Here is a 14,048-nt window from a genome sequence, read left to right on the forward strand (position 1 = left end):
TTGAAGTTGTATAGATGTGAGTATCACACTATCTATATTGTATATAATAGGCGATGCTCGGTCAACCACATCGCCTATTATAATTATAAACATTTTACGTCTAAATTTTAGTGAATATCAATAACGTTTGTTTCACCTTTTTTGACATTATCTTGCTTTTTGATTTCAACTTGTTGGCCTTCTTGTAAGTTTGTGAAAACAATTGGCGTAATAATAGAAGGTGCATTTTCTTTTACAAACGCTATATCTACTTTTAATAACGGTTGGCCTTGTGTTACTTTATCTCCTTGAGAAACTAACGCTTCAAAGCCTTCACCATTTAATTTTACCGTATCAATACCGAAGTGAATTAAAATTTCTTTTCCGCCTTCTGATTGAATACCGATTGCATGTTTTGTAGGGAATACGTTCACAATTTCACCATTTACAGGAGATACTACTGTTCCTTCTGTTGGTTCGATTGCAAAACCATCACCCATCATTTTCCCAGAGAATACTTGATCTGGTACTTCAGTAATTGGTAAGATTTTACCTTCAATTGGAATCGCGATTACTTCATTTGTATCTTTTTGTACAGGTGCTTCTACTTTCGCAGGTGCTTCTTTTTTAACATGCACTGCACGACCTGCCATAATATCTTGAATTTGTGATTTTAAAGTATCAGATTTTGGACCGAAGATAGCTTGAATATTGTTACCAACTTCAAGAACACCTGCTGCTCCAAGCTCTTTTAAACGATCTTTATTTACATCCTTTTGTTCCTTTACTTGCACACGTAAACGTGTAATACAAGCATCTAAAGAAGCGATGTTTTCTTTTCCACCAAGTGCTACTAAAATCTCACCTGGAAGCTCGCCTGCTTCTACTTTTCCTGCTCCATCATTTTCTTCAACTACTTCACGACCTGGTGTTTTTAAATCCCATTTGCGAATTGCAAAGCGGAATCCGAAGTAGTAAATCACTGCTAGTACAAGACCAACAATAATTACCCACCACCATGCTGTACGGTTTGGTAATACACCGAATAAGATAAAGTCAATTAAACCACCAGAGAATGTCATCCCGATTTTAACGTTTAAAATTTGCATAGTCATAAATGATAACCCAGCAAATACTGCGTGGATTCCAAATAGTACAGGTGCTACGAATAAGAATGAGAACTCAATCGGTTCTGTAATACCAGTTAAGAAAGATGTTAACGCTGCAGAAGCTAAAATACCTGCTGCTAGTTTTTTATTTTCTGGACGTGCTTCATGATACATTGCTAACGCTGCTGCTGGAAGACCGAACATCATGAACGGGAATTTACCAGTTGTAAATGTACCAGCTGTTAACTCAACACCATCTTTTAATTGTGCCATGAAAATCTTCTGGTCACCGTGAATAACGTCACCCGCTGCACTTGTATATTGACCAAACTCAAACCAGAATGGTGCATAGAAAATATGATGTAATCCAAATGGAATTAAAGAACGTTCGATTAAACCGAATATAAATGCTGCTAATGTTTTATTTGTATCAATCATGTGATGCGAGAATGAATTCAAACCACCTTGAATTGTCGGCCAAACAAAGCACATTGCAATTCCTAAAATTAAAGAGAATGTTGCTGTTGCAATTGGCACGAAACGTTTACCAGCAAAGAATCCTAAGTATGATGGTAATTCAATATTAAAGTACTTATTATAACAATATGCTGCTAATATACCGACTAAAATACCACCAAAGACCCCAGTTTGCAGTGTTGGAATTCCTAAAACGTTTGCATACGATGGATCTGCAAATCCAGTTTTAATTGGATCTCCAGCTTTGCTTGTTACTTGAACTAGCTTGTCTACTCCTAAGAATACGCTCATCGTTTTGTTCATAATCAAATATCCAACGAATGCTGCTAAACCAGCTACTCCGTCTCCATTTGCTAATCCGATGGCAACCCCTACTGCGAATAATAGTGCAAGGTTTGCGAAAATAATGTCACCAGATTGTTCCATAATTTTTGCAACTAGAACAAACCAATCTGCTTTTAACGCAGGGATATGATTTGTTAATTGTGGATTTTGAAAAGCGTTACCAAATCCAAGTAAAATCCCTGCAGCCGGTAAGATTGCAACTGGTAACATAAGCGCTTTACCGACTTTTTGAAGAACACCAAAGATCTTCTTAAACATAAATATCCTTCCTCTCTTAATATAATTGATACTTTCGACAAACGCCAAAAGGCATGAGGGAAAAAAAGATAGAACGATAGCTATACAAAGGGTAGTATATCCCTTTCTTTAGCTTACATTCCTAACTTTTCTCCACTCATGCCTGATCGAATCAGTAACACGTGTCAAAAATAGGTATACATAATAAGTTCACAAATTTAAGCAAACGTTTTCTTTGTGTACTGTTATTCATTTGTCGAATTTAGTAGAACTTTGTACTGTTGATTATACATAACAATTGTAAGCGATTCAACAACTTTTTTTAACGTTTACATTTTCGACAATATTTAAGCTTGTTCAACCTTCATTAATCGCTGTAAATGCATTGTTAAATAAATCGTTTCCGCATCATATACAGGCAGTTGTAATTGTTTTTGCATGACTTTTACAAGTTTCCAAGCCAAATTATAACACTCTGGAAATTCAGCTTTTAAAAGATCTGCAAAACTTTGTGATTCTTCCACTTTCTCACCATTCTTTACCCGTTCAATTGCATATTGTAGATGACGAACGAGACGTAAATAATGAATGCTCTCTTTATCTAACTCGATTTGTAAGTTTGTTTCAATTAAAGAAACAAGGTGGGCAATTAATTTAGAATTTTGATTAACAGAAGATAATTCAGAGTTTGTCACAGAGCTATAAATATGCAGTGCAATAAATCCAATCTCTCCTTCAGGAAGATGAATATTTAAGCGGGAATTAATTAATTCTACAACTTCTTCTGCAATTTTATATTCTGTTGGATATAACACTTTTGTTTCCACTAAAAATGGATTATCAACTGTAAATCCTTGCTTTAATCGCTTTATTGCAAAAGCAATATGATCTGTTAAAGCAATATGAATATGCTCATTTAATGGTGTTTCTACTCGATCTTGAATATAAAACATAAGATCGTTCATTAATTCAATCAATTTCTCGCTCACATGCGGAACAAGCAGTTTGTATTGTTCGCGCTCACGTTCGTTTGTTAACACAAACATTTTCTCAATTTGTTCTACTTGCAACATCTCTTTTGCTTTTTTTCCAAATCCAATTCCCTTTCCAATAACAACAACTTCTTCATGTTCTGGATGAGCAGCAATAATAACATTATTATTTAAAACTTTTTTAATTTCGAGACAATTCCCCATACAACACCACCCTCGCGCGTAAAATGTCACTTTCATGTTACAGAACAATCTTATTTTTCGTCAATGTCAAACATCTGCCATTTTAGAAATGTCATTTTTTAGACATGAATGGACGGGATGCGTATAATGTAATAGCATACGTCTAATCGAAAGGAGCAATAGTATGATTAAAATGTTTATAAGCGATATTGATGGCACAATGATGCAACACGGAGGTGTAATTGATACTCAAGATGTAAATGCACTCCGTAGCCTTGCTGACCAAAATATAGTTCTTTGTTTCGCCTCTGGAAGACTTGATAATGAGATTGCCGATTTAATGAATAAAGTTGATATCAACTTTCATCGGATTAGTGTGAATGGAGTATTTGTATATACACACGAAAATAAACAACTATTATCTGCAACATTTGATTCTACTATTTTACCCGAATTATTGTCTATAACAAATAAAGACCCTTTCTTTCGTTATGTAAGTGATGAATATAATTATTACATCGAGGAAAAAACACCATTTATTTATGAACTCGAAAAGCAGGTCAAAATGACTTCCGTTGAAGAACCAAACTTGCTCGAAAAAATTGATACAGTAATTTTCCCAAATAAAATTTCAGTCGGTGGTACAAAAGAAGATTTAATTATTCTTCAAAAACAAATTGAGGAAAACTTTAAAGAAAAAGTAAGTACTTTTATTTCTGCCGAGCAATGTTTAGATGTAATGCCCCCTAACATTAGCAAAGGTTCTGCTATTTCTGTTTTATTAAACGAATTTAATATCGGACCTAATGAAATAGCTTGCATTGGTGATTCATATAATGATATTCCTATGTTTGCTTTAACACCTCATAGCTTTGCAATGGCTGGTGCAGACGATGAAGTTAAGCAGCATGCATCACATATTGCTCCTTCTGTCAAAGATGCAATTGAATATGTCCTTCGTTATAATGAAGAACATAAAAATACGACTCCCTCCTTATAAGGTTGAGTCGTATTTTTATTTCATCACGTTTACTTATTGCGTGAAATATTCGTAATAAATTTATAACGATCCCCTCTGTAAATACATTTCACATATTCCAGCGGCAACTCATCTTCTGCATATGACCATTGTCTCATTACAAGCACTGGTGCTTTCTTCGGAATATGAAGATGTTCTGCCTCTTCGTCTGTTGCAATAGACGCTTCAATAGATTGCGTAGCACGAACTAGTTTAAAGCCTAGTCTTTTTTCTAAGTGCTCATACAATGATTGCTGCAATATTTCTTCATTAATATCTTTCACAAGAGATGGTGACAAATACGTTGTCTCAAACGCAATTGGTTCTTCATCAGCTAAGCGGATACGCCTTACTTCGTAAACCGATTCTCCCTCTTGAATTCTAAGCCTATCTGCTATTTTAGCAGTAGCTGGAACAAGGCGAAAGCTTAATAACGCACTACTTGGTTTCATTCCACGAGAGAGCATATCCTCTGTAAAGCCTGTCATGCCTTGCAACTTTTGTTCAACCTTCGGAAGTTGTACAAAAGTGCCAATTCCACGCTTTCGATATAAATAACCTTGTTCGACTAAGTTATTTATCGCCTGTCTGATTGTCATTCGACTTACTTCAAACTTATCACATAATTCATTTTCAGATGGAATTTTATATCCCGGCTTCCATTCACCGGATTCAATTAGTTGCTTCACCCACTCCTGAATCTGATAATAGATCGGAAATGGTGAATACTTGTCGATGTTCATCAGCAATCGCCTCACTGCATAAAGATAGAGCTTCTTGATCTACGATTACGGTTACATTCGGATGACGTTGTAAAACTGTAGCCGGACACACTTCACTTACTTCCCCTTGTAGCATTTCCTTAACTGCTTCTGCTTTTTTCATTCCAGAAGCGACAAGTAAAATTTGCTTCGCTTTCATAATGCTACCAATTCCCATTGTAATAGCATGTGTTGGCACACCTTCTTCTTTTTCAAAGAAACGACGGTTTGCTTGACGGGTAGATTCTGTTAATTTCACAATGTTAGTTACAGAATCAAATGATGTTCCAGGCTCATTAAATCCGATGTGACCGTTTTCACCGATTCCAAGAATTTGTAAATCAACTGGATTGGCATCAATAATACTTTCATAACGCTTACATTCCTCTTGTAGATCGTCTGCCATTCCATTTGGTACATAAGTTTCTTTAAACGGAAGATGATTAAACAACTGTTCTTGCATAAAATAATGATAGCTGTTTTTGTCTTCATATGATAAATTTACGTACTCATCTAAGTTTACAGTGGTTACACGGCTTGTATCAAGTTTATTTTTTCTCATTAATGCATAAACTCCTAATGGAGAGCTTCCTGTAGCCATTCCTAACACTGGATTCTCTTTTAATTTTACAATTTTTTCAATTGCTTTATAACCTGCTTCTGCTAATTCTTCTAGAGTTTTCACAACAACGATATTCATTTATTTCCCCTCTTTCATATGAATTCCTAATCGAACTGTATCTTGTACATATAATTCTTCAGACATAATAACAAAATCCGCATCTTTTCCTGTTTCTAATGCTCCCTTATTTACTAAACCAAATTCCTCCGCTTGGTTAACCGATGTCATAAGAACAGCTTCTTCAACAGAGCATCCAGTAAACGCTATTACGTTGCGCAATGCTGCATCCATTTTCAAAATACTACCTGCTAATGTGCCATCTTTTAATCGTGCACTACCATCTTTTACGATAACCGGTTGCCCGCCAAGTTCATATAATCCATCTTCTAAACCTTTTGCACGCATCGCATCTGTAATGACACTCATTTTTTTCGGTCCTTTTAATTTATAGGCTAATTTCACCATATCCGGATGAATGTGAATGCCATCTGTAATCACTTCGACCATTACATCTGGATTTAACAACACATAACCAACTACACCTGGTTCACGGTGATGCAAACCGCGCATTTGATTGTAAAGATGTGTTGCATGTGTAATGTTTCTACCAGTTAATTGTTCATTCGTTGCATCTGTATGTCCCATCGTACCGATAACACCAGCTTCTGCAAGGTATTGTTCAAACGCACGCGCACCTTCTTCTTCAGGAGCATATGTTACGAGTTTAATTAAATTCCCACTTGCTTTTTGCCATTGTTTAAATTGCTCAATATTTGCAGGGACAATGTATTCTAACGGTTGTGCACCTGCACGCTTTTTTGAAACATAAGGGCCTTCTAAATGAATATATTCGAAATGTGCACCTTTTTCCTTTGCTTCTTTTGCAGCATTCAACGCCGATTCAATCGCTTCAGGAGACTGTGTCATTGTTGTTGGAAAGAAAGTTGTAACCCCTTCTTGTAACATCTGTTTACCGAGAGCTACTAATCCGTCGCTATTTGCATCCATTACATCAATATCATATCCACCGTGAATATGAACATCAATCATGCCTGGAATCACAATATTCCCTTTTATATCATGAATCGTTTCATTTTCTTGTGATACATATTGAGCCATCAACCCCAGTTCTTGAATTTGATCGGTGTAACGAATAAAACCTCTTTCTAACACTTCACGGCCTGTATAAATTTTGGCATTGATGACGACTTGCGTTTTCATTTTCATCGATCCTTTCTCATGTAATCCCTACTTGTATTATTACCCATTTCTCTATTTCCATCATAATATATACACGAGTAGTTGTCTATACATTAAAGACGAATTTGTAGCATAAGAAAAAGATAATTTATTTTTCTTATATAATTATAACTTATTTAAAAGGATAGATTCACACTTGATGAAAAAGTCGTTCATTACTTTATTTATTATTTTTGTAACTAAATTTAAATTACAGAAGTGTTTTAACAGCATATACCGTCTGTTAAAAGTGCTTTATAAAAAACTTGTAACAGACGGCACCTCATACAACGAAATAAAGAAAGCAACTACACTCGGAAAAATACATAGTATAGTACATAACTTAGGCACTTTATTACATGGATATCAAGAAAAATTGCAGAACGTCACTGCATTATACTTATATTATTTTAACAGAGGTAAAGGTAACTGATGCTGAATGGAAATACTCTCACCATCTGTTTCAATTTCAACATCACTTTTTATAGTAGTATGTACAGTGACGCCATGCCGATTTAAACGTTTCATCACACTTCGATGCGGGTGACCGTACGAATTTTTTTTGTCGTATGAAATAATAGCAAATTGCGGTGCAACAGCCGTTATAAACTGTTCACTCGTTGATGTATATGAACCGTGATGGCCAACTTTTAATACATCTGCATGAACATCATATTCTCTTACAATTTCTTCCTCAGTATGTGTATCAGCGTCCCCCATAAATAAAAAATCAGCCTTACCATAACGAATTTTCAATACGATAGATGACTCATTATTTTCTCGTTTTGCTTTACCATCATTTAATACTTGAATAGCAATATGGGGATCCAGGGGAATATACTGTCCTTCTTTTACACGTAAAAATGGAACTCCTCTTTTTTTAATACTTCTGATATACGTATGATATGTAAATGAACTATATAATTTCCCGCTATCTAACACAAGAGCAACTGGCATTTGTTCAATAATTGGAATTAACCCTCCGATATGATCCATGTCAGGATGTGTACCGATAACAACATCTAGACGTTTGATTCCTTTTCTCATTAATTTATCAATAATAGGCTCCCCCGCTTCATACGGTCCACCATCAATTAAAATTGTTTTCCCGTTCGGTAAAGAAATAATTGTTGCATCTCCTTGTCCGACTCTTAAAAAACTTACTGTCATCTTACCTAAATGTGTACGCTGACTTGAAAAGGAGGAAGCCGTATGTATAGAAGTATACTGACGTGTAGGGGATGCACAATTTAAAGTTATACATAATACTACCGCAAATAGAAATAGAGCGATACGCATATCTTTCATACACCGTCTCCTTTTTCTATTTAGTATGACGCAGCTTAGATTTCATATACAAAAAAAAGCTCGGCAAAATGCCAAGCTTTCACTTCGAAATTTCTTGTAGAGAACCAAAGAATAAATCCGCTTCATTCATTCCCTCTCCGTCTTCTGATAAAGGTGGGAGTTCATCTACTGTTTGTAATGCAAATGTATCTAAGAACTCTTTTGTTGTGCCGTATAAAATAGGACGTCCCGGTCCTTCTGCACGCCCTACTTCTTTAATTAATAAATGAGATACAAGCGTTTGGAGTGCTCGATCTGTTTTCACACCGCGTATCTCTTCAATTTCTGTTCTTGTAATTGGCTGACGATAGGCGATAATCGCTAATGTTTCTAACGCTGCTTGCGATAAAGATGCAGCTGTTGGTGCATCCATCAATTTTTGATAATACGGGGCATGCTCTTTTTTCGTCGTAAAGCGATACACTTTTGCAAATTGAACAATTTGCAAACCTCGGTGCATTTGTTCATATTCTTCTTGCAGTTCTTCTACAAGCTTTATTACCGCTTTCACTTCTACCTCTAATACTTTTGCAATTTGTTCCGGGTAGATTCCTTCATCTCCTGCTACAAATAGCAGCCCCTCTATAACTGCCTTTTGTTCTTGTCTATCCAACGCTAAAAGCTCCTTTCTCACATTCTTTGTCTCCATATACATCATAAAGACCGAACATCAATATATTGCGTTCGGTCAAAGATTACAGCTATTGTTTCTTTAAAAAGATTTCATCAAAATTACGCTCTTGCTCAATAACAATTTTCTGATGTTTCATGAGTTCCAAAATTGCTAAAAATGTAACAACGACCATATCTCGATTATCATCTACAAATAAATCATAGAAACTTTGGCGACCGCCTGCAAGGTCCAATTGTTTTAAAACATCGTCCATTCTTTGTTCAATGGGAATTTCCTGCCTAGTAACTGTAGCTGTTACTGGCCGCTGTATTTTCTTTCGGCGCACGAGCTTTTGAAACGCTGCTAACATATCATATAATGTAACGTCAATCGGCAGCCTTTCCGCCTCTTCTTTTTGAAACATCATATAATCAAGAGGAGGCCGGGTATATAACTGCGCTCGTTCTTGTTCTTTCTCCTTTAATTGAGTAGCAACTTGCTTATATTTCTTATACTCAATTAAGCGTTCCATTAACTCTTGCCGAGGATCTTCCATAAACTCTTCGCTGCTATCCTCTACATCCTCTTCATACTTTGGAAGCAACATTTTACTTTTAATTTGTAATAGCGTCGCTGCCATAACTAAATATTCACTTGCAACATCAAGCTGTAATTCTTTCATCGTATGGATATATGATAAATATTGTTCTGTAATTTCCGCTACAGGAATGTTATAAATATCAATTTCATAACGATTAATTAAATGTAATAGTAAATCTAAAGGGCCTTCAAATGCCTCAACTTTAAAATTATATTGCACAAATCATCCCACCACATTTTTTCTGTAACACCATAAGTATAGTGTATACTTATGGACTATCCAACCTTTTTCAAAAAATTAATTAAAAATAGACGTATACCTAGGCCACAATGCCCATCCCATTCATATGATGACAGTGTAATGAGTACATTGTAGGAGGTCACAAACTATGGGTCATGTTACTGGAGGTTTCCACGGCGGATTCGCTTTACTGGTTGTGTTGTTTATTTTATTAATTATTGTCGGTGCAGCTTGTTTTTGCTAACTGACATAAAGCGACTAGAGCACTCTCTAGTCGCTTTATATTTTATCCCGCTATTAGTGTGGGGCGATGGAAGTTTCACTTTATGCTACACTAGATAAAACGCTGCTTAGAATAGGAGTGAAAAGCATGTATCACAAAGCATACATACAGTTTTTAATTCATTTTCATAGTGATTATGATTACTTTGAATGTCACGAAGTCTTAGAAGAACATTGGAAAACAAAACCACGTGGAGAGCGAGAACAACATTGGGTGGGACTTATCCAAATTGCCGTTGCTTTATATCACCATAGGCGCTGTAATTGGAACGGTGCACAAAAAATGATGAAAAGTGCGCTATTCATTTTACAAAACGAAAAGCTGCATGTAGAGGCATTAGGTTTAAACTATTCAAAACTGCTATTGCTTCTTAAAGAGCGATTGCACATCATACAAAATCATGAGTCTTATACAACATTATTCCTTCCTTTTGCTGATTCGAATTTAGAAAACATATGTATACAATTATGCAAAACGAAAGGACTGCCTTGGAAAGACACTTCTTTCACGCCAAGTGAGGACATTATTCATAAACACTCCCGCCGCAATCGTGAAGATGTGATTAGCGAGCGAAATATGCAATTAAAAAAGAAAAAGCAGAGATAATGTTATCTCTGCTTTTATTAATACACGTTCTGCTCAATTTCTTTGCATTTCTCACAAAAACTAGATGTTTGTTCATTTCCGTATACCGTAATATTCGACATCATTATTTGTAATTCTTGTACCATTTTTGTTCCAATTCCAGCATGACGATGTGAAGGATTCACACTAATATGCTGAATTTCTAATACGCCCTCTGCTTGTTTTACCGTCCCAATAATTCCAACAATCGCTTCATCTTCTTTCCATAAGTAAAGCTGCCAATCATCATTTTGTTCATAATCCTTCATCGTCGCTTGCAATCGCTTTATATCTTTTTCCATTGGCATAAAAGAAAGAAGTCCCATTGCAATTTTTTCATAACTTTTTTTAAAACGAATTAACATGAAATTTATCCCTTCTTACAAAAGTTACAAATCATATCCCCTTAATCAGCATGTTCATATCATGTCTATTTTACAACATTTCTAACACACTGAGAAGGCTTGCCTAAAACAACTTTATAATCATACAAAGACGGAAAGAGGAAGTCAAATGTTGATATTCTGTTTACATTATGCTAATAGCATTGTACTGTTCGAACCTATGTGAATAAAAAAATCATATAAAAAACTCTTTTTTTAGGTGAGCGAAAGCGTCTGGCCATGGATAGAAACAGTCAGAACCTGTTTCTGCCACTTGCAATGTTTAAAACAAAAGAAGAAAGCAAGTGACAATCACACTTCTGCATAGTAGCAACTTATATATCGAAAAATGTAAATGGCACAAAAAATACACACATTCTCTTTAAAATAAAAAAGAGAGAGCCTTTTGCCCCCTCTTAACATTTTACTCTTCCCAAACTTTAACTTCTTTCATAACATCGCCTTGACGCATATTTAACACTGTTTCAATACCACTTGTTACTTGACCAAATACAGTATGAACGCCGTCTAAATGTGGTTGTGGTTCATGTACAACAAAGAACTGGCTTCCTCCAGTATTTCTTCCAGCATGCGCCATAGAAAGTGCCCCTACTTTATGTTTGTGAGGATTTCCATCTGTTTCACAAGGAATAGAGTAGCCAGGACCGCCTGCTCCTGTTCCTGTTGGATCGCCACCTTGACTTACAAAACCAGGAATTACTCTGTGGAAAGTAACTCCATTATAAAAGCCTTCATTAGCTAACTTTCTAAAATTTTCTACTGTTTTTGGTGCTTCTTCTGCGAAAAATTCTAATTCGATTTTTTCACCGTTCTCCATTAATATGTATCCTAAAGTTTTCATGTATAATAAGCTCCTTTCAACAATCTCAGCCTTATATTACCACAATCACTGAAATAAACAAAAATATTATTGTGAAAACCGTGTTAAATTTAATATGCTTCTCTTTCTTTCAAATGAATAATATGCTAAACATATACTTCTCTATTTCAACGCCAATACCTTCTAATTAATTAAAACCTTAGCCAGCAACGCTCTATTGCACACGAATAGTAGGAGAAAATCCGACAATCCTACTGTTTCTTTTAAGAATCATTCTTAAGGCGGATGACAAATACAAAAAATATACTATAATTACTTTGTTACCCGAAAATTTCAGAAAGAGAAAGGGAGCGATTTTTCGTGAAAACGAAATTGTTAGCACTGCTATTAGCTGTTATGGTCTTTTTAGTTCCAACAGCTTCATATGCAGACGTGATTGAGGGAGAGTCTATTGTTACATTAGGAGAAAATTTAACAGAACAGCAAAAACAACAGCTTCTCCAAGAAATGAAAGCGCCAAAAGATGCGCAAATTATTAAGGTATCAAATGCGGAGGAACATAAATATTTAGATGGAGTTGTACCAAACGCTCAAATTGGTACGAAAGCAATTTCTTCTTCTATGATTACGTATACAAAAAAAGGATCTGGTCTTGTTGTACAAGCGCATAATATTAATTGGGTAACAGATGCAATGTATACAAACGCATTAATTACAGCGGGTGTAAAAGATGCGAATATTTACATTACAGCACCATTTAAAGTATCAGGAACTGCCGCTTTGACAGGCTTAATGAAAGCTTACGAGACAACATCGAAAAAAGAAATTCCAGAAGAAGTGAAAAAAGTCGCTAATGAAGAAATGGTTCAAACTGCAAAACTCGGTGACCAAATCGGAAATGACAAAGCTGTACAACTTGTTGCAAAAGTTAAAGAAGAAATCGCAAAAGAACAACCAAAAACAACAGAAGATTTACGCTCACTCATTAAAAAGATTGCAGATCAGCTTGGCATTACATTAACTGATGAACAACTTGATAATTTAGTAGCGCTCTTTGACAAAATGAAAAACTTAAATATTGATTGGAATCAAGTTAGTAACCAATTAAATAAAGCAAAAGAACACGTTTCAGCGTTTCTTGGTTCTGAAGAAGGTCAAGGCTTTTTAGACAAGTTAAAAGGTGTATTCTCTAGCTTTATAGACTTTATAAAATCATTATTCAAGTAAGAAAAAAGCTCGTTAATAACGAGCTTTTTTCTTATCCCGCTATTCGTGGGCAGTAAGCCCCCACTGATAAAAGTTTCACTTTATGCTAACAATGGTAATTTCATAATCGCTTCTTCTACTGAACGAACAACATAACTCGCTTTTTCTTTCACATATGGATGAGCATGATGCAGTGTAAAAGAATGCGGTGTTACTGAAAACATGGAAACATCATTAAAAGAATCCCCAATACACGCTACTTCATGCGCTTCAACTTGTAAATGTTCCATTAGAAGCTGCAGTGCACTTCCTTTACTAATCCCAATTGGCATAATATCCACGTATTTTTTCCCTGAAATTACGACTTCCGCCTCGCCTTGAAACTGTTTTCGCAACTCTTGATCTAACATTGTAATTTTCTCTTCTTCCCCATAAACAAATAATTTTGCTGGATGAATAGTTTGTCCGAACTCTTCCTCTAATGTCTCTATTTCTGTAATTTCTCCTTGAATGTATTCCTCAAACATACGATGATGTTCATTTTTCTTTTTTGTATATCGATGCTCTTTCGCACATACAATATCCGCCAACTTTTTTTCATGTATATATTTATATATTTCCCGGGCAACCTCTCCATCAAACGTTGATTCGTTTAACATTTCTCCTTCTTTCGTAAATAAAACGGCGCCATTTAATCCTGTTGTATAATAAGGGAAAGCGAATTGTTTCACAACAGCGTGAATACGGTGGGTAAAACGACCAGAAGCAAAACAAATATTTGTGCCTTTCTCTGCTAACCAGCATAATGCTTTTTCATCGTCACGATGAATCCGATTCACATTATAAACGAGTGTGTCATCCAAATCGCTAACAAATAACTTAATCATGTAATCTCCCCTTCCATACATCATATTTACTTCTAGTGTACAAAAGAAATGTTATGCTTTT

15 protein-coding genes are annotated in these 14,048 nt (G+C 35.4%); 4 read left to right on the forward strand and 11 right to left on the reverse strand.

Annotation, left to right across the window (positions count from 1 at the left end; genetic code table 11):
- Positions 1 to 107 precede the first annotated feature (107 nt).
- Positions 108 to 2,168, reverse strand: coding sequence for a glucose-specific PTS transporter subunit IIBC (gene ptsG, locus PLX19_RS22750; protein WP_272191128.1), 2,061 nt, complete (start codon positions 2,166 to 2,168; stop codon positions 108 to 110).
- Positions 2,169 to 2,494: 326 nt separating this feature from the next.
- Complete coding sequence (gene glcT / locus PLX19_RS22755) at positions 2,495 to 3,343, reverse strand: glucose PTS transporter transcription antiterminator GlcT (RefSeq protein WP_272191129.1); 849 nt, start codon at positions 3,341 to 3,343, stop codon at positions 2,495 to 2,497.
- Between the two features lie 163 nt (positions 3,344 to 3,506).
- Here glcT and PLX19_RS22760 point away from each other — a divergent pair, with 163 nt between their 5' ends.
- Positions 3,507 to 4,322 (forward strand): HAD family hydrolase, encoded by an 816-nt coding sequence (locus PLX19_RS22760; RefSeq protein WP_272191130.1) that lies wholly within the window; start codon positions 3,507 to 3,509, stop codon positions 4,320 to 4,322.
- A gap of 29 nt (positions 4,323 to 4,351) precedes the next feature.
- On the opposite strand, the gene phnF is transcribed toward PLX19_RS22760, so the two are convergent.
- The 6 genes from phnF to PLX19_RS22790 form a co-directional block, all read right to left on the reverse strand.
- Positions 4,352 to 5,083 (reverse strand): phosphonate metabolism transcriptional regulator PhnF, encoded by a 732-nt coding sequence (gene phnF, locus PLX19_RS22765; RefSeq protein WP_334313781.1) that lies wholly within the window; start codon positions 5,081 to 5,083, stop codon positions 4,352 to 4,354.
- A complete protein-coding gene (locus PLX19_RS22770; RefSeq protein ID WP_272191132.1) occupies positions 5,013 to 5,801 on the reverse strand; it encodes a glucosamine-6-phosphate deaminase in 789 nt (262 codons plus the stop codon). The genes phnF and PLX19_RS22770 overlap by 71 nt, the downstream gene beginning before the upstream one ends.
- Entirely contained in the window at positions 5,802 to 6,944 is a 1,143-nt protein-coding gene (nagA, locus tag PLX19_RS22775; RefSeq protein WP_272191180.1) for an N-acetylglucosamine-6-phosphate deacetylase, read from the reverse strand.
- Between the two features lie 423 nt (positions 6,945 to 7,367).
- The gene (locus PLX19_RS22780) at positions 7,368 to 8,270 is read right to left on the reverse strand and encodes a ComEC/Rec2 family competence protein (RefSeq protein WP_272191133.1); all 903 of its coding nucleotides are present in this window, start codon (positions 8,268 to 8,270) and stop codon (positions 7,368 to 7,370) included.
- 79 nt (positions 8,271 to 8,349) lie between these two features.
- Positions 8,350 to 8,922, reverse strand: coding sequence for an SMC-Scp complex subunit ScpB (scpB, locus tag PLX19_RS22785; RefSeq protein WP_272191182.1), 573 nt, complete (start codon positions 8,920 to 8,922; stop codon positions 8,350 to 8,352).
- Between the two features lie 88 nt (positions 8,923 to 9,010).
- The gene (locus PLX19_RS22790; protein ID WP_272191134.1) at positions 9,011 to 9,742 is read right to left on the reverse strand and encodes a segregation/condensation protein A; all 732 of its coding nucleotides are present in this window, start codon (positions 9,740 to 9,742) and stop codon (positions 9,011 to 9,013) included.
- Between the two features lie 169 nt (positions 9,743 to 9,911).
- Here PLX19_RS22790 and PLX19_RS22795 point away from each other — a divergent pair, with 169 nt between their 5' ends.
- On the forward strand, positions 9,912 to 10,007 hold the full coding sequence (locus tag PLX19_RS22795; protein ID WP_098914571.1) for a YjcZ family sporulation protein: 96 nt from the start codon (positions 9,912 to 9,914) through the stop codon (positions 10,005 to 10,007).
- A gap of 126 nt (positions 10,008 to 10,133) precedes the next feature.
- Positions 10,134 to 10,652 (forward strand): DUF309 domain-containing protein, encoded by a 519-nt coding sequence (locus PLX19_RS22800; RefSeq protein ID WP_272191135.1) that lies wholly within the window; start codon positions 10,134 to 10,136, stop codon positions 10,650 to 10,652.
- A 17-nt stretch (positions 10,653 to 10,669) separates the two neighbouring features.
- On the opposite strand, the gene PLX19_RS22805 is transcribed toward PLX19_RS22800, so the two are convergent.
- A complete protein-coding gene (locus PLX19_RS22805) occupies positions 10,670 to 11,035 on the reverse strand; it encodes a GNAT family N-acetyltransferase (RefSeq protein WP_272191136.1) in 366 nt (121 codons plus the stop codon).
- A 442-nt stretch (positions 11,036 to 11,477) separates the two neighbouring features.
- On the reverse strand, positions 11,478 to 11,915 hold the full coding sequence (locus PLX19_RS22810; RefSeq protein WP_272191137.1) for a peptidylprolyl isomerase: 438 nt from the start codon (positions 11,913 to 11,915) through the stop codon (positions 11,478 to 11,480).
- Positions 11,916 to 12,254: 339 nt separating this feature from the next.
- Here PLX19_RS22810 and PLX19_RS22815 point away from each other — a divergent pair, with 339 nt between their 5' ends.
- Entirely contained in the window at positions 12,255 to 13,121 is an 867-nt protein-coding gene (locus tag PLX19_RS22815; protein ID WP_272191138.1) for a DUF1002 domain-containing protein, read from the forward strand.
- An 80-nt stretch (positions 13,122 to 13,201) separates the two neighbouring features.
- Here PLX19_RS22815 and PLX19_RS22820 read toward each other — a convergent pair whose 3' ends face one another.
- The gene (locus PLX19_RS22820; RefSeq protein WP_429754681.1) at positions 13,202 to 14,008 is read right to left on the reverse strand and encodes a Cof-type HAD-IIB family hydrolase; all 807 of its coding nucleotides are present in this window, start codon (positions 14,006 to 14,008) and stop codon (positions 13,202 to 13,204) included.
- Positions 14,009 to 14,048 lie beyond the last annotated feature (40 nt).

It is taken from the genome of Bacillus sp. BP-3 (assembly GCF_028401955.1).
Lineage (GTDB): Bacteria > Bacillota > Bacilli > Bacillales > Bacillaceae_G > Bacillus_A.